Source organism: Thalassospira sp. MCCC 1A01148 (assembly GCF_001613795.1).
Taxonomy (GTDB): Bacteria; Pseudomonadota; Alphaproteobacteria; order Rhodospirillales; family Thalassospiraceae; genus Thalassospira.
In genome coordinates this window covers 312,126-335,132 of sequence record NZ_LPVZ01000020.1, presented here as the reverse complement: position 1 = coordinate 335,132, position 23,007 = coordinate 312,126, and the positions used below count along the sequence as shown (strand labels likewise).

The window sequence follows — 23,007 nt, the reverse complement described above, 5'->3', positions numbered from 1 at the left end:
ATTCAAACCTTGTACGGAGGCGCGCGTGCCGTCGCCGGTGCAGTCGGTGTTGCACTGGCGTGGTCAAATGACATGGGGAAGATCGTCAGAACGACTTTGCGGTCATGTTCGGGCACGCCAATTGGGTCTGAATGCTGGAATGCAGATCCGCTCAGGCAGTTCATGCAATTTGGGTAATCGCATTCGACGGGTGCGGGTGCTTTGTTGCCGTTCCGGTCGATCAATATTGTTACGGGAGTCTGGTCTGTACTGCAGATCGTGATTTGAACAAGGTCAGCAGCTGCAGTTTGCTTCGTCACTTGAGCAATAGCCTGAGCAACACCGGTTCCGGTCAGGGAAAGTGCGATCAGAAACAACAGAAATGTGCGAAGCATTTTTTCCATAATGCTTCTCATATTCCATCGCAGATTCCTGATTATTGACAGTGGTCAAGTGGAAGGGGGGCTTGGTCGTCACCCGAATGAGCTGAACGATAGAAGATTAATCAGTCAGCTGAAGCACGACGACGGGATATCTGACATATGTCGTTCAAGTGCCGTGCGAAGCGGGCCAGACAAATTTAAGCTTTCACATAAACGCAAGCGTATGTGGCAACAGTTAAAGTCTTTGTCATTCAAGACGTCAGCAGGTTTCAGACTGCTTGGCAATCAGGAAACGAAGTGACAGTTCATTACAATCAGGGGGCGCCCAGATTCATATGAGTTCGCCCTTTAGGTCCGGTTATCATCAATAAGTGATGTTGGTTTGGCGAAGGTCTGGAGGTCGTCCATATTGTTAATGACGACATTTTCGCCATTAACCTGCACGCCATATGCTTGCAAAGCCTTGAAAGCACGGCTCAGATTTTCGGGTGTCATTCCAAGAACGGATGCCAGCTGCCGTTTCTCAAGATCCAGCACGAAATTCAGTGCACCATCGTGATCCTGGGAGCGACTGAGCAGATAGTTTGCCAACCGTTCAAGTGCTGTGCGCAATTTGAGATTTTTGGTGGTTTTGATCACGGACCGGTAACAAGCGGCCAACTCAACAACAACCGCACGGGCAAAGCCTGCATCAAGATCAAAGATCGCGCGGACATCCTGACTGGGGATCATGACAATCCGGCTTTTTTCCATTGTTCTGGCCGACATCAGATAGCGCGCATCGCGAATGGTGGCGGCAAGAATGAATGTTGAGACCGGCTTGACGATCATGACGCTTGTCTCCCGGTTGCTCCAGCTGGAAAACAGATCAACTGCGCCCGATACCAGGACATGGAGAAAATCGGCATCTTCTCCTTCGCCAATGAGATCGACGTGTGGCGGAAATGTCTGCAAATAAGCGCCACGCATGAGCTTGGCATAGTTCTCATCGCTCATATCAGCGAAGAGATCCAGACTACGCACCTCCGGGAAGGTCGAATCGGGCATTTCTTCCTCACTTCTTAACTCGCGCAGATTCATGTCTTGTCATCACTTGATATTTATCAAGCGGGTATTTGTCTTAGTTCTCTCTCTGGTGACAAGTTCGGCAATTCGCCGCATGAAATACTTTACGAGCCCGTTTATTTCACCAAAGCGTTCCACGTTTTCTGATTTAGATCAAGCCTGACGCGCACCCCCTCAACCAATGATCAGGCACTTCGAACGCGCTCCAACGTAACGACAGATGCTTGAGGGGATTTACCATGCACACGTTAAAAGGGGTTTCTCAAACTGATCAGTATCGTGCACTTGGCCTGAGTACTTTCGCCTTCACGGTATGTTTCGCGGTATGGACAATTTTTTCCATTATCGGGGTCAAGATCAAACAGGAACTCGGGCTGAGTGATACGCAATTCGGGCTTTTGGTTGCGACACCGGTTCTGACCGGTTCTGTCAGCCGTATCTTTCTCGGCGTATGGACAGAGCAATTTGGCGGCCGGATCATGTTTCCGCTGCAGATGCTGATCACAGCCGTTTGTGTTTGGCTCCTGACATCTGTCCACACCTACGAAATCTTTCTTGTTGCTGCCCTTGGTCTTGGGCTTGCCGGCGGATCCTTTATCGTTGGTGTCGCCTATACATCCCGCTGGTTTGAAAAGGATCGCCAGGGCACAGCACTTGGCATTTTCGGCGCAGGTAACGTTGGCGCGGCTGTCACGAACTTTGCCGCACCGTTTCTTGTGGTTGCTCTTGGCTGGGAAGGCACAGCGCGTGTTTACGCCGTCGTTCTTGTCGCAACTGCGATCCTGTTTTATCTGCTGGCGAAAACCGACCCTGTCCAGCAACACCGCAAGGAATCGGGCGAAGGTCCGGTATCAGCCAGTTCGCAGCTGGAGCCTCTCAAGAACATGCAGGTCTGGCGGTTTGCCACCTACTACTTCTTTGTCTTCGGCGCCTTTGTTGCACTCGCAAGCTTCTTGCCACGCTACTATGTCGGCGCCTACGGGCTGGAACTGACGACGGCGGGCGTGTTTGCCGGACTCTATTCGCTGCCCGGCTCGGTCTTTCGGGCACTGGGGGGCTGGATGTCGGATAAATGGGGCGCACGTGCGGTCATGTATCTGACCTTCATCGTCTCCCTGATCGTCCTGTTTATCATGAGCTACCCGCAAACAACCTATCAGGTCGCGGGTATCAACGGCCCGATCGAATTTAACTTCGGTGTGTCGCTTGGCATGTTTGTGGCGCTGACGGTTGTTCTCGGGTTCGTCATGAGCCTCGGCAAGGCCGCCGTCTACAAACATATCCCGGTCTATTATCCCCACCATGTCGGTTCTGTCGGCGGTCTGGTCGGCATGATCGGCGGCCTTGGGGGATTCTTCCTGCCAATTGCATTCGGAATGCTTCTGGACCTGACCAATGTCTGGACCGCGCCTTTCATGCTGCTGTTCATTCTGGTCGCGGTCTCCACCATCTGGATGCATGTCGTGATCCGTCGCATGGAACGTGCACGTCATCCGGCACTGGCCGACGAGAGATACCTTTCGGATGTGCCCGAGAAGCCACTGGAAAAGCCAGCACCTGAAGCTGGCAAGACATCGGGCGTTACCAAACCTGCTCAGTAATACAAGCCGGCAGAGCGCAAGGTTGCGCTCTGCCTCCCATACAGTTTCATCGGGAGGTTCCCTTGGAAACCACGCATGCAAACAATGGTCAAAAAGGCGCTGTCCTGACCGAATGGCGACCAGAAGACACAGAGTTCTGGTCAAACAAGGGCAGCGCAATTGCAACCCGCAATCTCTGGATCTCCATTCCGTGCCTTTTGTTGGCGTTTTCGGTCTGGATGGTTTGGTCGGTTGTTGTCGCCAAACTGCCGGTTATCGGCTTTACCTACACCACCGGCGAACTGTTCTGGCTGGCTGCACTTCCGGGCCTGTCGGGGGCAACGCTTCGTATTTTCTATAGCTTTATGGTGCCAATCTTTGGTGGCCGCGTCTGGACGACGCTGAGCACAGCATCCCTGTTGCTGCCAGCCCTTGGGATCGGCTTTGCCGTGCAGGACCCCAATACGTCCTATAGCTGGTTCCTTATTCTTGCACTGTTGTGCGGGTTCGGGGGCGGCAACTTTGCCTCATCGATGGCAAACATCGCTTATTTCTACCCGAAAAGAGCCAAAGGCAATGCCCTGGCCCTGAATGCCGGACTTGGCAATCTTGGGGTTTCGGTCATGCAATTTGTCGTGCCGCTGGTGATCACTGCCGGTGTCTTTGGCGCCTTTGGCGGTGACGCCCAGAGCGTCTCAGGTGGTGGCGAGATATTCTTGCAAAATGCCGGTTTCATCTGGGTGCCGTTCATCGTGGTTTCGACCATTGCTGCCTGGTTTGGCATGAACAGCATCGCTGATGCCAAAGCCAGCTTCAAAAAGCAGTCCATCATCTTTAGCCGCAAACACAACTGGATCATGTGCATCCTTTATACCGGCACATTTGGCAGCTTTATCGGTTATTCCGCAGGGTTCCCGCTGCTGATGAAGACACAGTTCCCGGAAGTCGATGCATTGCAATATGCGTTTCTCGGTCCGCTGGTCGGTGCGCTGAGCCGTGCCGGCACGGGATGGATTTCTGACAGGCTTGGTGGGGGCCGGGTGACGTTCTGGACCTTTATCGGCATGATTGCCGCGGTTGTCGGTGTGCTTCAATTCCTGCCGCTCGGCGGAACGAGCGGCCATTTCTGGGGCTTCTTTGCCTGCTTTATGGCGCTGTTCTTCCTGACCGGTGTTGGCAACGCATCGACCTTCCAGATGATCCCGTCAATCATGCGTCAGGAAATCCCGCGCCTGATGCCCGATGCAGATCAAGCTGCCCAGCTCAAACAATCCGAACTCGAAAGTTCAGCCATCATCGCCTTTACCAGTGCGATTGCGGCCTATGGGGCATTCTTCATTCCCAAAGCCTATGGCACCTCCATCGCACTGACCGGCGGTCCTGCCGGCGCGCTTTGGTGCTTTGCAGTCTTCTATGCGGTCTGTGTTGCCATCACCTGGTTCTACTACAGCCGCAAAAGCGCACCGGTTCCGTGCTGATCACCCACAATTCTCCCTGCCCGATCTGATCGGTTCGGGCAGGGCCTACAGCCTTCAGGAGAAACGCCATGAGTCACCTGTTAGACAGACTGAACTTTTTTCAGAACAAAGAACTGGAAAGGTTTTCAGACAACCACGGTCAGGTAACCCGCGAAAATCGCGACTGGGAAGACACCTATCGCAACCGCTGGCGCCATGACAAAATCGTTCGTTCGACGCACGGTGTGAACTGTACCGGTTCATGCAGCTGGAAAATCTATGTGAAATCCGGGATTGTCACCTGGGAAACGCAGCAGACCGATTACCCGCGCACCCGTGCCGGACTGCCAAACCATGAACCGCGCGGCTGTGCCCGCGGCGCCAGCTATAGCTGGTATCTGTATTCTGCCAACCGCGTTAAAAATCCGCTGATCCGTGGCAAGCTTTTGAAGCTGTGGCGCCGGATGCGCTCGACGATGAACCCGATCGAGGCATGGACGGCAATTCAAAATGATCCCGTCCTTCGGGAAAGCTATGTTGCAAGCCGGGGTAAGGGCGGCTTTGTCCGTGCGACCTGGGACGAAGCCACCGAACTGGTTGCAGCTTCAAACGCCTTTACCGCAAAAACATATGGTCCGGACCGGGTATTTGGTTTCTCGCCAATTCCGGCAATGTCGATGATCAGTTATGCGGCAGGATCACGTTATCTTAGCCTGATGGGCGGCGTGTGCATGTCGTTCTATGACTGGTATTGCGATTTGCCACCGGCATCGCCAATGACCTGGGGCGAACAGACCGACGTCCCGGAATCGGCTGACTGGTACAATGCTGGTTATCTGATCTTGTGGGGTTCAAACGTCCCGCAAACCCGTACCCCGGATGCGCATTTCTATACCGAGGCCCGCTATCGCGGGACCAAATCGGCCGTTATTTGCCCGGATTATTCCGAAGCCGCGAAATTTGGCGATGTCTGGTTGAACGTCAAGCAGGGTACGGATGCTGCATTGGCAATGGCCTTTGGTCACGTGATCCTGCGCGAATTCCATCTCGACCGTCAGACAGACTATTTCGAAGAGTATTGCCGCAAGTATTCGGACTTCCCGATGCTGGTGAAACTTGATGAAAAGAACGGTTCCCTTATTCCGGGACGGTTCCTGCGTGCCGCAGACCTGAGTGACAAACTTGGTGAAGAAAACAATCCGGAATGGAAAACCATCGCACTTGACGAAAAGTCGGGCAGCATGGTCGCACCGAACGGATCCATCGGGTATCGCTGGGGCGAAGCAGGCGAATGGAACCTTGAAGAACGTGCTGCTGGTGCCGACACCAATCTCAAGATGTCTTTGGTCCTTGAAGAAGATCATGACGAGATTGCCGGGGTCGACTTCCCGTATTTCGGCGGTGATGCGTCGGAACACTTTGCGACTGACGCGCAACACCCTGATGTCCTGACCCGCAACATTCCGGTTAAACGCATCCAGACCGCCGATGGCGAGATCATGGTGGCAACTGTCTTTGACCTGTTTTGTGCCAACTATGGTCTGGATCGTGGGCTGGGTGGCGAATGGGTTACCAGTGACTATGCCGATGGCATGCCGGGCACCCCGGCATGGGCCGAAAAGATCACCGGGGTTCCGGCCGACAAGATCATTCATGTTGCCCGTGAGTTTGCCCAGAACGCCGAGAAGACCAAAGGCAAGTCGATGGTCATCATCGGGGCTGCGATGAACCATTGGTACCACATGGATATGAACTATCGTGGTGTGATCAACATGCTGGTCATGTGTGGCTGTGTTGGCCAATCAGGCGGCGGTTGGGCACACTATGTCGGGCAGGAAAAGCTCCGTCCGCAGACCGGGTGGCTGCCGCTGGCCTTTGGCCTTGATTGGGGACGCCCGCCGCGGCACATGAATTCTACCAGTGCGTGGTATGCCCATACCGATCAGTGGCGTTACGAAACCCTTAGGGCCGATGAAATCCTGTCGCCGACCGCACCGGACGGGGACTGGGATGTTTCAATGATCGACTACAACATCCGTGCTGAACGGATGGGATGGTTGCCATCAGCGCCACAGCTGAAGACCAATCCGCTGGATGTCGCAAAGGCGGCAAAGGAAGCCGGCAAGGAAATACCGGCCTATGTCGCCGAAAAACTGAAATCTGGCGACCTGGAAATGTCGTGTGAAGATCCGGATGATCCCAAGAACTGGCCACGCAACCTGTTTGTCTGGCGGTCCAACCTGTTGGGGTCGTCGGGCAAGGGCCACGAATATTTCCTGAAACACCTTCTTGGCACCGATCACGGTGTTATGGGCAAGGATCTTGGCGAAGAAGGCCGACAATTGCCCAAGGAAGCCAAATGGCATGAAGAAGGCCCGCGCGGAAAACTTGATCTTTTGGTCTGTATTGATTTCCGCATGAGCACCACTGCGGTCTATTCCGACGTCGTTCTGCCAACCGCAAGCTGGTATGAAAAGAACGACCTGAATACGTCGGATATGCATCCGTTTATCCATCCGCTTCAGGCAGCCGTTAACCCGGCCTATGAAAGCAAATCGGATTGGGAAATCTTCAAGGCGATCGCCAAGAAGTTTCAGGAAATCGTACCGGGCTATCTGGGTAAGGAAACCGATATCGTTGCCCTGCCGATCCTGCACGACACACCCGGTGAAGTGGCCCAGGATCAGGTCAAGGACTGGAAGAAAGGTGAATGCGACCTCATTCCGGGGAAAACCGCGCCGAACTATATCGCGGTCGAACGTGATTACACCGCAATCCATGATCGCTTTACGGCACTTGGTCCGTTGCTTGACAAGCTCGGCAATGGCGGCAAGGGCATCAATTGGAAAACCGAGGACGAGGTTCAGCATCTTCGCGACCTGAACGGCGTGTGGCAGGAAGGGTCTGCCAAGGGCTGTGCAAAGATCGATACCGATATCGATGCCACCGAGGTGGTTCTGATGCTGGCACCGGAAACCAACGGTGAGGTTGCCGTCAAGGCATGGGATGCACTTGGCAAGATTACCGGACGTGATCACAAGCATCTTGCCCTGCCCAAGGAAGATGAAAAAATCCGCTTCCGCGACATTGCTGCCCAACCACGCAAGATCATCTCTTCGCCGACCTGGTCGGGCCTTGAGTCCGAGCATGTCTGTTACAACGCGGGTTATACCAACGTTCACGAGCTGATCCCGTGGCGTACCCTGACAGGACGTCAGCAGCTTTATCAGGATCACTTGTGGATGCGGGCCTTTGGCGAAGGGTTTGTTTCCTATCGTCCGCCGGTCGATCTCAAGACCGTGACAGAGGAAATCAACGACGAGGCCCGCGAGGGTGTGCCGCATGTGGTGCTGAACTTCATCACACCGCACCAGAAATGGGGCATCCACTCGACATACAGTGACAACCTGTTGATGCTGACGCTCAACCGTGGTGGTCCGGTGATCTGGATCAGTGAAAACGACGCACAGCGTGCGGGGATCGTCGATAACGACTGGGTGGAACTGTACAACACCAATGGTGCTTTGACGGCACGTGCGGTCGTTTCCCAGCGCATCAAGGATGGTACGACCTTCATGTACCACGCGCAGGAAAAAATCGTGAATACCCCCGGTTCCGAAAAGACCGGTCATCGCGGCGGTATTCATAACTCTGTCACCCGCACGACACTTAAACCCACACACATGATCGGGGGCTACGCCCAGCAATCATACGGTTTCAACTACTACGGAACCGTGGGTGCCAACCGTGATGAGTTCGTCATTGTCCGCAAAATGCAGAAGGTCGACTGGCTCGACGAAGAAGCAAACGACAAGGAGGTCGGGAAATGAGAGTCCGCGCACAAATCGGCATGGTGCTGAACCTCGACAAATGCATTGGGTGCCATACCTGTTCGGTAACCTGCAAAAACGTCTGGACCAGCCGGGATGGTGTTGAATACGCTTGGTTCAACAACGTCGAAACCAAACCCGGCACCGGCTATCCGACCGACTGGGAAAACCAGAACCGCTGGAATGGTGGTTGGGAACGCACGAAGTCGGGCAAGCTGCAGCCCAAACAGGGATCGAAATGGCGTATCTTGGCAAACATCTTTGCCAACCCGGATCTGCCGGAAATCGATGATTATTACGAGCCATTTGATTTCGATTACGATCACCTGAAATCCGCACCGGAAATGAAAGCCTTTCCAACGGCCCGTCCGCGTTCGCGCATTTCTGGCGAACGGATGGAAAAAATCGAAAAAGGCCCGAACTGGGAAGAAATTCTTGGCGGTGAGTTTTCGAAACGCTCGGAAGACTACAACTTCGAGGGCATCCAGAAAGACATTTACGGCGAATACGAAAATACATTCATGATGTATTTGCCGCGTCTGTGTGAACACTGCCTTAACCCGGCATGTGCCGCAAGTTGCCCTTCCGGGGCGATTTATAAGCGTGAAGAAGACGGCATTGTTCTGATCGATCAGGAAAAATGCCGGGGATGGCGCATGTGCGTATCGGGCTGCCCTTACAAAAAGGTTTATTACAACTGGTCAACGGGCAAATCGGAAAAATGCACGCTGTGCTATCCGCGCATTGAATCAGGCAATCCGACGGTCTGTTCGGAAACCTGTGTCGGGCGAATCCGCTATATCGGTGTCATGCTTTATGATGCTGACAAGATCGAAGCGGCGGCCAATGCCGAAGAAACCACCGATCTTTATGATGCCCAGCTTGGTGTGTTCCTTGATCCCAAAGATCCGGAAGTTATCGCGGCGGCACGTGCCGACGGCATTCCGGAAGACTGGATCAAGGCAGCCCAGGACAGCCCGATCTGGAAAATGGCGATGGAGTGGAAAGTTGCCTTCCCGCTGCATCCGGAATACCGCACCCTTCCGATGGTCTGGTATATCCCGCCGCTTTCCCCGATCCAGAATGCTGCCGAAGCCGGTGCAATCGGCATGGACGGCGCGATGCCTGATGTCCGCAACCTTCGCATTCCTTTGAAATATCTAGCCAATATGCTGACGGCTGGCGACGAAGAGCCTGTGGCATATGCGCTTGAGCGGATGTTGGCAATGCGGGCCTATATGCGTTCGAAAACCGTCGAAGGTGTTATTGATGAGTCGGTCGCCAAACGTGTCGGTCTTGATGGTGCAACCATCGAGGACATGTACAAAATCATGGCGCTTGCCGATTACGAAGACCGGTTCGTCATTCCGACCACCCATCGCGAACAGGTTGAGGAAGCCTATGACCTGCGTGGCGGCGAAGGGTTCACCAACTGCAACGGCTGTTCGTCTGGCATCAGTCAGGGTTCCCTGTTTGGTGGCAGCAAGAAGCCGCTGAAAATGCCCGAGGAGGTACGCTGATGGACCGCACACTCAAATCGCTCTCGCTTCTGCTGAGCTATCCGACAACAGAACTGCAAGAAGCCATGCCCGAAATTGGCGGCGTTCTGGCTTCGGACACCCGCCTTACGGCGGCTGCACGTCGCGGTTTGCGACCGCTGGTCGAGGCGCTGTCAAACGATGACATTTACGATCTTCAGGAACGTTTCGTCATGCTGTTTGATCGTTCGCGCAGCCTGTCACTTAACCTGTTCGAGCATGTCCACGGTGAAAGCCGTGACCGTGGTGGCGCCATGGTCAGCTTGCTTGAAACATACCGGGCTGGCGGGTTTGAACCGGCCACCACGGAACTACCCGACCATCTTCCTGTTCTGCTGGAATTTCTGGCAACCCAACCGCGTTCAGAGGCACAAGACACACTTGCTGATGCCGCACATATCTTTGAGGCCATTCGCGCGCGTCTGGAAAATCGCGAAAGCCCCTATCAGGCGGTGTTTGCCGCCTTGCAGCAGCTGTCGAACGTTACGGCAGATTCCAATGCGGTTGCCGAACTTCTTGAACAGCCCGAAGACGATCCCGATGACCTCGAAGCGCTTGACGAGGTCTGGGAGGAAAGCGAGGTCACTTTTGGACCGGACCCGAATGCCGGTTGCCCGCAGGTGCGTGACATCCTGTCGCGTATTGATCAACCCGCTGGACCGGTACCGCCGGAAGCAGCAGAGTAAAGGAGGCTCTCATGCATAACTTCCTTTTCGGGATATATCCCTATATCGCGCTATCGGTCCTGATTATCGGCTCTATCGCCCGATATGAACGCGATCCGTTCACGTGGAAAACATCCTCAAGCCAGCTTCTGCGTCGCAAGCAACTGATGCTGGGCTCGGTTTTGTTCCATGTTGGCGTTCTGGTGATCTTCTTTGGTCATTTGGTCGGACTACTGACACCGATCTGGATCTTTGATGCCATGGGTATCAGTCACAGTGCCAAGCAAACTCTGGCCGTTGTTGCGGGTGGTATCGCCGGTGTCATGGCACTTGTTGGCGGTCTGATGCTGTTTCATCGCCGGATGACCGATCCGCGTATCCGCAAAACGTCAAGCTCTGCAGACATTGGCATTCTGGCACTGTTGCTGGCACAGCTTATCCTTGGGATCGGCACGATCTTTGTGTCGCTTGAACATCTCGACGGGTATGAAATGACCAAGTTCATGGCCTGGGCACAGGGGATTTTCACCTTCCAGTCTGATGCGGCCAGCCACATTGCCGATGTGGCCTGGATATTCAAACTGCATCTTGTTCTGGGCCTGACGATCTTCCTTGTGTTCCCGTTCACGCGTCTTGTGCACATGCTCTCGGCGCCAGTGCGGTATTTCTTGCGTCCGGGGTATCAGATTGTCCGGTCACGCCGCACCAAACCTTTGTCACATCGATAATGGACAGTCGGCGCATTCGTGCGCCGACGACCTCCTGCAAACAAAGGACAAAGCGCTATGAATACGCAAATGTTTCCCGATCTCGTCATTAATGGCGAAACCATCCCGCAAACAGCGGTAGCTGCGGAATTGCAGAACCATACGGCGTCAAAAGACAATTTTGCAGACGCCCTGCGTAACGCGGCAAATGCACTTGTTATTCGCACCCTGTTGCTTCAGCAGGCGCGCAAAAACGGTATTGAGGCCACCCCACAGGAAGTCTCGCCAAACCGGTTCGAAACAGAGGACGAGGCCAAGATTCGCGCCCTTTTGGAAAGCGAAATAGACATCGCGCGCCCGACTGAGGAAGATATTCGCACCGAATGGCAGAAGGATCCCGAACGGTTTCGCACCATGCCTTTGTGGGAAGTTTCCCACATTCTTTGCAAATGTGACCCGAACGATGCCGTAGAGACAGAACTTGCCCTGCGACGGGCAACCGACATCCTGAGCGACCTTCGCAAAGGTGGCCAGACGTTTGAAAAGATTGCACGCGCGCAAAGCGACTGTGGATCGCGGTCAGAAGGCGGATCGCTTGGTCAGCTGCGCCCCGGCGATACGGTGCCAGAATTTGAAGCCGCACTTCGTAAGCTTTCTGAGGGCGAAATCGCGCCCGAGCCTGTGCTGAGCAGATATGGCTATCACGTCCTCCGGCTAGATGCACTGGCAGAGGGGCAGCCACTGCCGTTCGAGGCCGTGAAACCAAAAATCTCCGAAGCGATGGAAAAAGCCCAGTGGGCACGCAAGGCCAAGCTGTTTGTCGATGGCCTTATTGCCTCAGCCTCTATTACCGGCGCCGATCTTGGCACGGCCAGAAATACGAAACCGAATTAGACGCGCGGTTATAGCGCATATAACCCACAAAAGGTGTGAGGTTTGCATGCTTGAAAACCTTTTGGAACGAAACAGGGTCTGGTCGCGATCACGGCAAGACGAAGAGCCCGGATATTTTTCCAGACTGGCAAGCCACCAGGCGCCAGAGTTTTTCTGGATCGGGTGTTCGGACAGCCGTGTACCAGCCAATGTTGTTGCCGGGCTTGATCCCGGGGAAGTCTTTGTTCACCGCAATGTTGCCAATGTGGTGCATTCATCGGATTTGAACCTGCTTTCTGCACTTGAATTTGCCGTCGAAAGCCTGAAAGTCCGGGAGATCATTGTCTGTGGCCATTATGGCTGTGGCGGGGTGAAAGCCGCAACCGAAGACCTTCCCCATGGCTTGGCCGACCACTGGCTTGAACCCATCCGACGCCAGGCCCGTTTCCACGCCAGTGAACTTGCACGGCACAACGATATCGAGGGCCGCCGCGACAGGCTGGCTGAACTCAATGTCATCGAAGGTGTTGGACGGGTTGCTGAAACGCCGATCATGAGACGTGCGTGGCGGGCAGGGGCAGACATCAAGATTCACGGCCTGATCTATAGCCTTAAAGACGGGCTTTTGCGTGATCTGGAATGCACGATCCGGCCGTCTGACATTCAGACATCTGATAAAGCCGCGTTCCAGGGCAGAGCGCAGCAGTAACATCAGCGGAAGACAAAGGAACATTGAGATGAAAATCGCTTATACGATGGCGCCTGGCAGGGGAGATACCGACTTGCTTCTTTCGCGTGTGGCGCGGCGCATTGCCAAAATGGGATGGCGCGTTTGCGGCACTGTGCAAATCAATTCAGAGCGCGAGACCGATGGCCCTTGCGATATGGATGTTCAGGTTCTGCCAGATGGTCCGATCATTCGCATTTCCCAAACATTGGGCGCACATTCTCGTGGGTGCCGACTGGACACAAGTGCCCTCGAAGAAGCTGTCGGGCATGTGACACGTGAAATCCGCAAAGGTGCGGATGTGCTGGTGATCAACAAGTTTGGCAAACACGAGGCCGAGGGGCATGGCTTTCGCGATGTCATCGCCGACGCACTGGTCAATGACATCCCGGTTCTGGTGGGACTTAACCAGCTAAACCTAGCTGCGTTCAAGGAATTTGCCGGCGGGCTTGAAACAGAAGTGCGGCCCGAGGAGCATAAGCTATTCGAATGGGTGGAAGATAACTGTTCCTGCGGTGAATTGGTCTGATACCAGCGAGTTATATGCGAACAGGCACTTTTCAGGATGTCATGGTAACTTGGGAGGCGGTAATATTCTCTGGCTGACGCGCAAGCATCAGACATTGGTGCATATTGTGTTTAGCCCTGATAAGGATAGGTGACAAACGTTCCCAAGAGCGATTTTCAGTGCGGCTTTAGTTCTTGTTTTTCAAAGTGCATATGCAAGTGCTGCAATTATTGTTTCATAGTGCTCTTGGAGTAATCATAAGTATATTTGCTTAAGAATAGTGCCTTATCCAGAACGAGATTGGTTGATGACGTCGCATCGGGAAACAGAAGATGTTGCCAAGGGCAATGGGTCCGGGGCGGCAGTTGTTGGTACACGTTATGAAATGACGCTTGAGCTTTCGACGGGCGAGCAAGACAAAATTCTGGTGGATGAAGAGCGTGACCTGACGGACCGGGTTATAGACCGTCATCATCAGCGTGTTTTATTGTCGAACGGCGGTAGCGTCGATTTCCAACAGTTCCCTGTCGATGATGACATGGTCATCAAGGCCGAAAGTATCTCGGGAAGACGGCTTATCATCGCGATGGTTGCGCTTGAGGGCGAGTATTCGATGATTCGCCCTGAAGATGGTGCTGAATTCGTTTTTTCCCCCATGCAAGGACATCTGTTTGTGCATGATGGCCTTAGCACCACCTTCAAATTGCCAGCGGGACAGAATGTGCAATCTTTGGGGTTAAGTCTTCCCACGGATGTTTTCAAACGTTACTTCGACAATCGTGTGCCAGAAGCTTTGCAACCGCTTTTCCAGCCCAATACGAACGATATCCAGCCCGTCACGTTCGTTGTGACCAGCGCAATGCGCGATACGTTGCTCAAGAACCTGAATATTGATGCTGCCCCGTCATTGCAGCAAATCAAGATGGAAGGCATCGGACTTTTGTATCTGGCACTGATTGAGGAGTCTTTGCGCACAAACAGTGCAGACCAGCGCATTGTATTGAAGAACTCTGATGTCGATAATGCGCAGCGTGCCTATCAGCTGTTGCAGAGCAATCTGCGCGAACCACCCTGTCTTGCGGACCTTGCAGAGCAGCTTGCAACAACCGAAAAGCGTCTTAATCAGGCCTTCCGGGAGCTGTATTCTGATACCGTTTTTGAGGTTCTGCGCGGCATTCGTCTTGAAACGGCCAGAGATCTTCTTGAAAATACCGACATGGCAATCAAGGAGGTCGCCTGGGAAGTCGGGTATAACCATTCAACCAACTTCTCAACCGCCTTTAACCAGAAATATGGTGTCTCCCCGGCGGAATACGCCAAAAACGCCAGATCAACGACCTTGCTTCTGGTCAAGAACGCCTAAGCCATAAACAATGCCGCAATTTGGTTTTCGCGGCGCAGGTTCTGGAGGTCCGTTGGTCATACAAGTTCGTCCGTTTCCCATACATCCATTGCCTGTAACTGTGCCTAAAGCCTGAGTAATCTGTCGAAAACATGTACGTGCCCGCGAAGATTGTGCCGCAAAAGCAATCAATTCGGACATGGAGGGGATGCGCAAAGACGCGTCGGGGACAGATTGAGTAGGATTGGATGCAAAATTTCCCGTTACGGCTAAGTCGGGCCGTGGCCTTTTCGGCCTTGCTTGCGGTGGGCGCCTGTCAGACGCTTGACAGTGGTGGACCTTCGCAATTGCTGTCAGGCGAGCTAACAACGTCGTCTCAAGAAAACAAGTCAGGAAGTGTAAATCAGGTGCAGCTTCTGGTCACAGAGGCGTTTAACGCACTTGGACGTGGCGAGCTGGAATTGGCATCACGTGCAGCCAACCTTGCACTGAAGCTTGATATCACAAATCCGCATCTGCAGTTTTTAAACGGCTATGTTTATCATCAACTTGGTGACGACGGTGATACGGCCAAATACACCCTTGCCGAACAAGGATACCGTCAGGCTCTGAAGTTTGATTCAGGCAATCTTGCTGCGCATTATCACTTGGGTCTTCTTTATAAAAGTCAGCGGCGCTATCAGGAAGCCAAAGAGCATTTCTCATATGTCGCGATTTACCGTTCTGACAGTCCGGATGTTCTGTATAATCTTGCGGTGGCATCCTACTTTTCCCATGATGCGCAAACAGCCGATGCCGCGCTTTCGCGCCTTTCAAATATTCATCCCGATGCCGAGAACCGACCGGAAATCCTGAAAGCCCGGATGATGGCGCTTGCGGCGATGGATGATCGTGCAGGTGTGGATCGCTTGATGGCGCGATATGCCGGTGTGGCTGCCGATCACGGTGAACTGCCATTTTTACATCGGCGTGTTGATAACTGGCGGTCGTTTTACGAAAGCGACGCAAAGATCATTTTGGCGCAGGGCGGCTATGATCCGTATGCAGGCGGTGGCACCACCTATCAAAGTGATCCGTATGGCGATCCATACGGCGCAGAGTCCTCTGATCCCTTTGATGCGTATGGTGACAGTCCGGCAAACGCCTATGGCGATGAGGTCGGGGCAAATTCGACGGACGCATCGATGGTTGTGGTTGATGTTGTCCTGATCGGTACACAGGAAGACCTGCGTGATTCGCGCGGGGTAAACCTTTTAAATGGTTTGCAGCTTCAGTTTGGGGACCCCCTGACGGGCGCGCCGGCAGCCGGAATTACGCGTACCAGAACACGGGATTTTCTGGGCACCGGACTTGAGGAAAGCACCAAGACCATCACCTCGCAGATCAGCATTCCGGCGGTAAACTATTCACTGAATATTGCCAATTCACTGAATGCGGACAATCAGGTTCTGGCGAAACCAAGTTTGGTTGCACAGAGTGGTAAAACGTCTGAATTCTTCTCTGGCACGGAAATTCTTGCAGCAGCCGTTTCGGGCGGCAACGGGGACAGTGTTTCTGTTCAGAAAGAAGTCGGTGTGAAACTCGCCGTCACGCCAGAGGTTCTTCAAAACGACGAAATCAGACTGCATGTTGTTGCCGAACGGACCTTCCTGACCGATCCATCGAACTCCGTCGTCTTTGAGTTTCGTCTTGATACGACAAAGACAAACGTCAATTCGACCGTAACGATGAAGTTCGGTGAAACGCTGATTCTGGGTGGATTGAGTGAGCGCGAGACATCAAAGGTCTCTGACGGGGTGCCGATCCTCAAGGATATGCCGATCCTGAATTATCTGTTTTCCGAACGCACGGAACGTAATTTCGAAAAATCGATCCTGATCCTGCTGACACCGCGACGGCCGCACTATGTGCGCCAGTCTGCAGAAGATCGCGACCGGATCATTGGCCAGTTGTCGGCGCTCGAAAAGGAAACGTCCCGGCTGGAGCGCCGCCACAGTGACTGGTTCACGCCGCGTCCCACGTTCGAGAGCATTCTGGACAAGCTGCAGGGCAAGGCGTTCTTTGATGAATTCCGAAGCGGCGACATGGATCTCAATTCATCGTTTGAGGACACCAGTGTCGAAGAAAACCTGACGGCCCTTCGTAAACATCTTCTTGCACAGTCCTGAACCGGATCCGTCAACAGAAAGGCTTGATTATGACAAGACTTTCATACTGCATTGTTTTGGTGATCTTGTTTGCAGGCGCATTGCAGGCCATGGCCGGGATAAGCCATGCAGCCCAGGTGCTTGATGACGGGGTGTGGTTCACCTTGCCGGGTCAGGCGCAGGATATTTCGGTAACAGAAATTGGCGAGGCCTATGCCATCTCGGTGGACGGAACCCCGCTTCGCTGGGATCCACGGGAAGAACGCTGGCGCACCATGTCGGGCTCCTTTGTTCGGATCACGGGGGCCGCTGAACGCCGTCCCTGGGTCATTGACGGTGATGGGGATGTCTATCGCTATAATGGTCTGTGGTGGGAGCGCAAAGGCAGTGACGTCGTTGATGTAGCAGGCAACGCACGTGGCGAAATCTATATCGCCAAGACAGATGGCTCTGTTCAGCGGTGGTTGGAGCTACGACATAGCTGGGAAACCATAACCGGTATTGCAAAGCGGCTGGCAGTCGATCCGGATGGAAGGCTATGGGCGGTTACCCCGACAAATGAAATTCGCATGCGCGATGATGCGGGATGGCACACGCTTCCCGGTCTGGCACGCGATATTGCTGCGGGTTTAAATCAACGTGTGGCAATGGTCCACCCGGATGGTCGGGTGATGCTGTGGCGGATGCGCGACCAGCGTTGGTTCGTTCTTCAGGGGGTGGATACGGCAACCGACATTGCGGTGACACGTTCCGGGGCACCTTGGGTCGTGTTACGAGACAATAGCATTCTGGCCAAGGTGCGGATTGCCTTGTCATCCGGTATTGATCCGCAAGATCAGGAAACTGGTGCAGAGGGCCTTAGCGCGCCGGAAGCGCGCCCGGATGACATAAAGGCTGACGAGATAACGGCAGATGAAATTTCGTCTGCCTATCCATCCGCAAGTCCGCCCAAAGCACCGGTCGCGCGTGCGGACCCGTCACGTGCAGAACCAATTTCACCGCCGCCGTCAGAAACGCAAACGGTATCAAATGACGATACTCGTGAGGGGAGTGGCGATAAAACTGAACGACCTGTCGCGGACAATCTTGCCGAAGATCCGGCAAGCCGGACCTATGACGGCAACCTGACTTTTACCGATACGCGTGACAGTGCCGACCGTTTGGCGATTGGCCGGGATGGCAGTGTTTTTGCCATTCGAGGTGGCGATATCCTGCGTTGGTCGAACAGCCAAGGGCGGTTTAACGGTTTTCCCGGCAGTGTGGTTCGTATTGCGGTTGATCCGGATGGAAATCCGTGGGGCGTTTCTGCGCTTGGCCGTGTGTTTCGCCACACCGGGAATGATTGGCAACAGGTTGTTGGTCAAACTGCAGCAGACATCGCCATTGCCGCAAATGGCGATGTTGTGACGGTAAATGCCCAAGGGCGACTTTACCGCACTGATCGCAATGGCACGGGCTTTACACCAATAGATGGACAAGGCGTTTCGATTGCCCTGATGCCTGATGGAAGTCCGTGGACCATTCTCGAAAACGGTTTTTTGCAATATTGCGGTGATACGGGATGCAAAACCGTTCGTCAGAAGGCAACAAGCCTTGCCACTGGCATTGACGGTACCCTTTGGATCGTGACACCCGACAATGTTTTGCGCCGGTATAACGATGATATCGGTGATTTTGAAACCGTCCGACTTGCGCGCAAAACACCCAAAAGAGTTGCGGCCGGGCCGCAAGGATACCCGTGGATAGTCGCTTCGGATGGGACGATTCTGGCAAGTCAGTTCTTTGAACGCGATGAAAGTGGCGACCTGCGCATTGCGGCGCGAACGTCCGAAGACATGGAGGGCAGGGGTGATACGGCCTCCGTCACGTCGAACATCGTAGAAGGCTTCACCTTTACCAAAAATATTAGCTTTGAAACCGTCGAAACAGATGCGGCACCTTCCGGGGCTGATATCGAGATTGCTACCGGCAATGACGGCGTTGTCTATGGCTATTCCTATACCAACAGCCCAAGCCAATCAGGCTCCATGTTTGTTTATGACGAACGGCGCAGAAAGTTCGTGGCAGAGTCCACCGCATTTGGCGACCAGAATGCCAATATTCAGGATTACGATGTCGCAAGTAACGGGGATATCTGGGCTTCGACCTTGTCCCCGTCTGTAGGGCTTTTCCGTGAACGCAACAAAAGCCAGCAAGAATTCAAGGTTAGCGGCCTGACACCCGCAGGTGTCGCAGTTGCACCAGACGATACAGTTTACGCGATATTCTATACCGGCGGCGATTACTGGCTGTATTCCAAAGGTCCGGGCAGCAACAGTTTTACGCGCTTTGACGACTTCAATTCCTTGTACGACGTTTCGGTGGGTGCCGGTAACGACGTCTGGATTATTGATCGCAGTCTTTATGTCCGGCAATGGACAGGCACGTCATTTGAAAAGCGGCCCAGTCAAGGGCAAAAGGCCGAAGCAGTCCGGGTGTCACGCAACGGCGAGGTCTTTATCCTGACCTCCGATAATGGCGTGTATCGCTGGAATGCGACGAACAAGAGCTTTGATCTCATCAAAAATTCCACAGCTGAAAATTTTGACGTCGAGGAAGATGGACGTCTGTGGCTGAGTGTGAACAACACACCGACCATCAAGCGGGCACGCGACTAGGAGCAAGGACATGACAGACGAAACCCAATCCCGGGTCCGGGAAATAAACTTGGATGATCAAACGCTTCGACATCTGATGTTTGCTTTTGTCGGTGTGCTGATTGGTCTGGCGGGGATGATGATCGTCAACGAGCCAGCCCGGGCCGAGGCGCTTTGCGGTGGTCTGGATGAACGTGGCCAACTGCAACAAAGCTGCCAGGGGCGACCGGCAAAATATGAAGGCAAACCTGCCACGACATGTCCGGATGGTCAGTTCTATGATCTTGAAGCGTGCTGGTCCTGCCCAACAGGTTATAGTCGGTCTGGTGATGCGGTAACGACGAATTCTGCGTGTCACAAGATTACGAGCAAAGATGTGTTCAATGATGCTGTCCCGGCAAAGCTGCTTGAAGGCGTATCGCAGTGCCCGCCGGGCAGCTTCTTTGACATGTATAATGGCGGTACCTGCTGGCGTTGCCCAACGGGCTATAACCGCACCTTGTTCGATCCGATCAATTCCGACAAGGCGTGTGAACGGGTTGCGGGGCTTTTGCAGTTCAGTTGGCGCAACGCCGAATTCAAGGGACCTGAATGTGGTGATGATAATGCCGTCTTTGACCTGATCGACGGTGGAAGTTGCTGGTCCTGCCCGGATGGGTATGTTCGCACCATCAATTCGGTAAAAAGTGCTCAGGCATGCGGGCGTCCCGTGTTTGAGACCGCTTCGGCAGAGAAAAAAGGCGAAGCAGGTTGCAAGCAATATGGCAACAACGCGTTCTGGGACCCGAAGAATTTCGGCAGCTGCTACAGCTGCCCGGCAGGTTACACCCGCTCTGAGGAATCAGTTGATTCCCCGCGTGGCTGCCTTGCACCGAGTATCGAATGGGAAATGGAACCTTATCCTAGCAAGGGCTTCATGCAGATGGATGGCGCGACGGGTGTCATTCTGAAAGTGATCGCGGAACGTGCGGAGCTTGAGCGGATTGCAGTCAATATGGGGCGTGCCGAAGGTGTGGACCGGACCCGTGCGATTGAAGCTCTTTGGCAGGAAATTGCACACTATCCCGAAGAAAGCCTTGCTCTGCGGTATGCGGTGCTTAATCACCTGGTCAATGCAGTGATGAGCGGTTCAGTCTCTTCGAGTAGCCCGGAGGGGCGCCTGATCCGTGAAATCGAACAGTTCGCCAACGGGTATCGTGTCTATTTGGCGACAGAGGCCGTCAAAGCATACGACGTGTGGCATGCTGCACAGACCTTGAAGCTGAAAGAAAAGCAGACCGCCGATTCAAAGGCGGGACGTTCGAACCTGCAGTTTCTGATCAGCGATCATCTACCCGTGCCACCAAACTTTAAGCAGATCACGAACCGTGCGGCGATGGTGAATACAGTGGCAGCTGTTCCGACGCTGGGTATGTTCTCTACCGCTCTTATCCCGCTTAAGGATGAAACGGTCGCAGATGCGATTATTCGGAAAGCCTATCCAAACAGGACCAGAATTGACCTTGCTGATGATCTCGTTGATGAGATTTACGATATCGACGACAAGATGAAGCTCGTCTCGCAAGAACTTGGTGATAACGTCGATGACATACTGGGGTCGAGCGATGATATCGGAAAGGTTGCATCAAAAGTAGGCCGGGAAATCGGTGACGTGGCCGATGACGCAGCGCGTGCCGCGGTAAAAACGGCCTTTAAGGCATCAAAGAAACTGGTCACAAAGATGCTTTCCATAAGCGGACCGCAGATCGTGATCGAACTGGCGGTTGCCATTTTTGAGGCCGAGCTTAACAAGAACCTCGCCAAAGCAGATGCGCGTCCGGCTCTGATGCGGGCGCTTGAACATGCGAAATCCTACAAGCCCAGCCTGAAAGTTTGGCTGCAAAACAAGGATCAGGCGGCAAAGGTCTATTCATACTGGGCCTTGGCAACAAGTAACGAAGTGCGGCCTTCTGCAAGCGACCTGAAACAGATCGAAGCAGCGGCGATGGCGCACTATGAGGAGTCCCGCTTCAGCTCGGATCCGCTTTATTTCGTGTATGACGAAGGTCGCTGGCATAATTTTGATGGTAGTGCGACGGCCATTTCAGCAGGTCCTTCCGGTGACGTCTGGCACATTGGCGGCGGCAAGGCTTATTGGGCTGATCCGGCAAATGATCACAAATGGTCTGAAATTGCCGCCGGTGACAATTTCGTCGATATAGCGGCAATGCCAGGTCGAAAAGCGGCATTCGCGCTGGCAGAGGGTGGGGCCATGAAGATGTATGATGGTCGTTCCTGGCGTAATGTGTCCGGAATTGGCCATGCGGTATCCGTTGGGCCGGACGGACGCAAATGGCACATTGGTGGCAGCAATAGCCTTTATGTTGCCGACCCCGATGATTTCAACTGGCAACGTATCAATGGCCCGAAAGCCAAAAAGATATCTGCAGGGCAGGGGGGCATGCTGTGGGTCATCGATACCAATGACAAACTGCATTATTTGCTGAATGGCCAATGGAAGGACTTCGGCCGAAAAGCAAAGGATGTCAGCGTCAGCCCGTATGGTGCGGTGTGGATTACTAGTCTTGAAAATGAAGTTTTCCGACTGTCGTACAATGGCAGTTGGAAAGAAGGACGCGGTGGCACGATCAGCCAGATTGACGCCGGACCTTCGGGTGCGCTGTGGGCATTGCGTCCGGATAATGCGATTGTCCTATATCGCCACAAATCCACGCCGCGTCCAGCGATGGCCGATCCCGGCAATTTGGTGGATTCGACAAAAACCGTTGTTCAGGATAACGGAATTACCATCACACAGATCGAGGTCGACGAGCCGACGGTTACCTATGCTGTAATGTCTGGTCCGAAGAAATGGCGCAATGTTGCTGGCCGGGCAAGTCAGGTCAGTATCGGTAAGAGTGGTGATGTCTGGCATATCGGTGGCAGTGGTTCGCTGTATATCCAGCCCCGGGGGCAACTGGGCTGGAAGCAGGTTCTTGCTTCCGGGGTTGCGCGGGTCGAAGCCGGACGACTTAAGAACAATGCCTTCATTCTGACCACGGACGGCAAAATGTGGAATATTGATTCCCTGGGCAAGAAAACGCCGATTTCGGGTTGGGCATCAGACATCGCCGTCGATGATGTCGGAACCCAGTGGCATATTGGTGGTAATGGCAGCGTCTATCGTATGGGGGATAGTGGCTGGATCAGGGTTCCGGGCAATGTCGCGAAAATTGCGGCGGGTGCCGATGGCAAAGTCTGGTCTGTAGGCAGGCAAGGCGAAATCTATCGATTGGAAAACAATCAATGGAACCAGATTCCGGGGCAGGCACGTGATGTTGCTGTTGGCCGGGACGGGTCGGTCTGGCATCTGGGCGGTCCCAACGGAAACACACTTTACCAGTGGGATGAAAATGCGAAGAGCTGGAAGGTCATTGATGAAACCAAAGCGCAGACTGTGTCAGTAAGTGCTGCTGGAGAAATCTGGGTTGCCCGCCCGGATGGCTCAATGACGGCCTATGACTGATAAGCAAAAAGGGTTGGAAGCCTAGATCGGCTTCCAACCTGAACTGTTTTCAGTCAAAGGCACAA

At 53.8% G+C, this 23,007-nt stretch carries 15 protein-coding genes; 13 read left to right on the top strand and 2 right to left on the bottom strand.

The window, feature by feature from the left end:
- Nucleotides 1-2: 2 nt before the first annotated feature.
- Both AUQ43_RS11050 and AUQ43_RS11040 read right to left on the bottom strand, forming a co-directional pair.
- The gene (locus AUQ43_RS11050) at nucleotides 3-383 is read right to left on the bottom strand and encodes a hypothetical protein (protein ID WP_062956341.1); all 381 of its coding nucleotides are present in this window, start codon (nucleotides 381-383) and stop codon (nucleotides 3-5) included.
- 327 nt (nucleotides 384-710) lie between these two features.
- Nucleotides 711-1,409 carry a helix-turn-helix domain-containing protein gene (locus AUQ43_RS11040; RefSeq protein WP_062957248.1) on the bottom strand — a complete coding sequence of 233 codons (699 nt, stop codon included), beginning with the start codon at nucleotides 1,407-1,409 and terminating at the stop codon, nucleotides 711-713.
- A 257-nt stretch (nucleotides 1,410-1,666) separates the two neighbouring features.
- On the opposite strand from AUQ43_RS11040, the gene AUQ43_RS11035 reads away from it, so the two are divergent.
- The 13 genes from AUQ43_RS11035 (at nucleotide 1,667) to AUQ43_RS10975 (ending at nucleotide 22,942) form a co-directional block, all read left to right on the top strand.
- On the top strand, nucleotides 1,667-3,028 hold the full coding sequence (locus tag AUQ43_RS11035; RefSeq protein ID WP_062956339.1) for a nitrate/nitrite transporter: 1,362 nt from the start codon (nucleotides 1,667-1,669) through the stop codon (nucleotides 3,026-3,028).
- Nucleotides 3,029-3,090: 62 nt separating this feature from the next.
- Complete coding sequence (locus AUQ43_RS11030) at nucleotides 3,091-4,485, top strand: NarK family nitrate/nitrite MFS transporter (RefSeq protein ID WP_062956338.1); 1,395 nt, start codon at nucleotides 3,091-3,093, stop codon at nucleotides 4,483-4,485.
- A 68-nt stretch (nucleotides 4,486-4,553) separates the two neighbouring features.
- Complete coding sequence (locus AUQ43_RS11025) at nucleotides 4,554-8,294, top strand: nitrate reductase subunit alpha (protein ID WP_062956337.1); 3,741 nt, start codon at nucleotides 4,554-4,556, stop codon at nucleotides 8,292-8,294.
- The gene (narH, locus tag AUQ43_RS11020; protein WP_062956336.1) at nucleotides 8,291-9,814 is read left to right on the top strand and encodes a nitrate reductase subunit beta; all 1,524 of its coding nucleotides are present in this window, start codon (nucleotides 8,291-8,293) and stop codon (nucleotides 9,812-9,814) included. The genes AUQ43_RS11025 and narH overlap by 4 nt, the downstream gene beginning before the upstream one ends.
- Entirely contained in the window at nucleotides 9,814-10,518 is a 705-nt protein-coding gene (narJ, locus tag AUQ43_RS11015; RefSeq protein WP_062956335.1) for a nitrate reductase molybdenum cofactor assembly chaperone, read from the top strand. The genes narH and narJ overlap by 1 nt, the downstream gene beginning before the upstream one ends.
- Nucleotides 10,519-10,529: 11 nt before the next feature.
- Entirely contained in the window at nucleotides 10,530-11,225 is a 696-nt protein-coding gene (narI, locus tag AUQ43_RS11010; RefSeq protein WP_062956334.1) for a respiratory nitrate reductase subunit gamma, read from the top strand.
- A 57-nt stretch (nucleotides 11,226-11,282) separates the two neighbouring features.
- Complete coding sequence (locus tag AUQ43_RS11005) at nucleotides 11,283-12,098, top strand: peptidylprolyl isomerase (protein WP_062956333.1); 816 nt, start codon at nucleotides 11,283-11,285, stop codon at nucleotides 12,096-12,098.
- A 46-nt stretch (nucleotides 12,099-12,144) separates the two neighbouring features.
- Nucleotides 12,145-12,786, top strand: coding sequence for a carbonic anhydrase (locus AUQ43_RS11000; RefSeq protein WP_062956332.1), 642 nt, complete (start codon nucleotides 12,145-12,147; stop codon nucleotides 12,784-12,786).
- A 28-nt stretch (nucleotides 12,787-12,814) separates the two neighbouring features.
- The gene (locus tag AUQ43_RS10995) at nucleotides 12,815-13,333 is read left to right on the top strand and encodes a DUF2478 domain-containing protein (protein ID WP_062956331.1); all 519 of its coding nucleotides are present in this window, start codon (nucleotides 12,815-12,817) and stop codon (nucleotides 13,331-13,333) included.
- Between the two features lie 286 nt (nucleotides 13,334-13,619).
- A complete protein-coding gene (locus AUQ43_RS10990; RefSeq protein ID WP_062956330.1) occupies nucleotides 13,620-14,675 on the top strand; it encodes an AraC family transcriptional regulator in 1,056 nt (351 codons plus the stop codon).
- Between the two features lie 386 nt (nucleotides 14,676-15,061).
- On the top strand, nucleotides 15,062-16,822 hold the full coding sequence (locus AUQ43_RS10985) for a hypothetical protein (protein WP_181838535.1): 1,761 nt from the start codon (nucleotides 15,062-15,064) through the stop codon (nucleotides 16,820-16,822).
- 29 nt (nucleotides 16,823-16,851) lie between these two features.
- Entirely contained in the window at nucleotides 16,852-19,458 is a 2,607-nt protein-coding gene (locus AUQ43_RS10980; RefSeq protein WP_062956328.1) for a tectonin domain-containing protein, read from the top strand.
- A 49-nt stretch (nucleotides 19,459-19,507) separates the two neighbouring features.
- Complete coding sequence (locus tag AUQ43_RS10975) at nucleotides 19,508-22,942, top strand: tectonin domain-containing protein (RefSeq protein WP_147250436.1); 3,435 nt, start codon at nucleotides 19,508-19,510, stop codon at nucleotides 22,940-22,942.
- Nucleotides 22,943-23,007 lie beyond the last annotated feature (65 nt).

Coding starts and splice junctions, on each gene's coding strand:
- AUQ43_RS11050 (WP_062956341.1), bottom strand. CDS start 383: ATGGAAAAAATGCTTCGCACATTTCTGTTGTTTCTGATCGCACTTTCC.
- narJ (WP_062956335.1), top strand. CDS start 9,814: ATGGACCGCACACTCAAATCGCTCTCGCTTCTGCTGAGCTATCCGACA.
- AUQ43_RS11035 (WP_062956339.1), top strand. CDS start 1,667: ATGCACACGTTAAAAGGGGTTTCTCAAACTGATCAGTATCGTGCACTT.
- AUQ43_RS11005 (WP_062956333.1), top strand. CDS start 11,283: ATGAATACGCAAATGTTTCCCGATCTCGTCATTAATGGCGAAACCATC.
- AUQ43_RS10990 (WP_062956330.1), top strand. CDS start 13,620: ATGACGTCGCATCGGGAAACAGAAGATGTTGCCAAGGGCAATGGGTCC.
- AUQ43_RS10995 (WP_062956331.1), top strand. CDS start 12,815: ATGAAAATCGCTTATACGATGGCGCCTGGCAGGGGAGATACCGACTTG.
- narH (WP_062956336.1), top strand. CDS start 8,291: ATGAGAGTCCGCGCACAAATCGGCATGGTGCTGAACCTCGACAAATGC.
- AUQ43_RS11025 (WP_062956337.1), top strand. CDS start 4,554: ATGAGTCACCTGTTAGACAGACTGAACTTTTTTCAGAACAAAGAACTG.
- AUQ43_RS11040 (WP_062957248.1), bottom strand. CDS start 1,409: ATGCCCGATTCGACCTTCCCGGAGGTGCGTAGTCTGGATCTCTTCGCT.
- AUQ43_RS11000 (WP_062956332.1), top strand. CDS start 12,145: ATGCTTGAAAACCTTTTGGAACGAAACAGGGTCTGGTCGCGATCACGG.
- narI (WP_062956334.1), top strand. CDS start 10,530: ATGCATAACTTCCTTTTCGGGATATATCCCTATATCGCGCTATCGGTC.
- AUQ43_RS10980 (WP_062956328.1), top strand. CDS start 16,852: ATGACAAGACTTTCATACTGCATTGTTTTGGTGATCTTGTTTGCAGGC.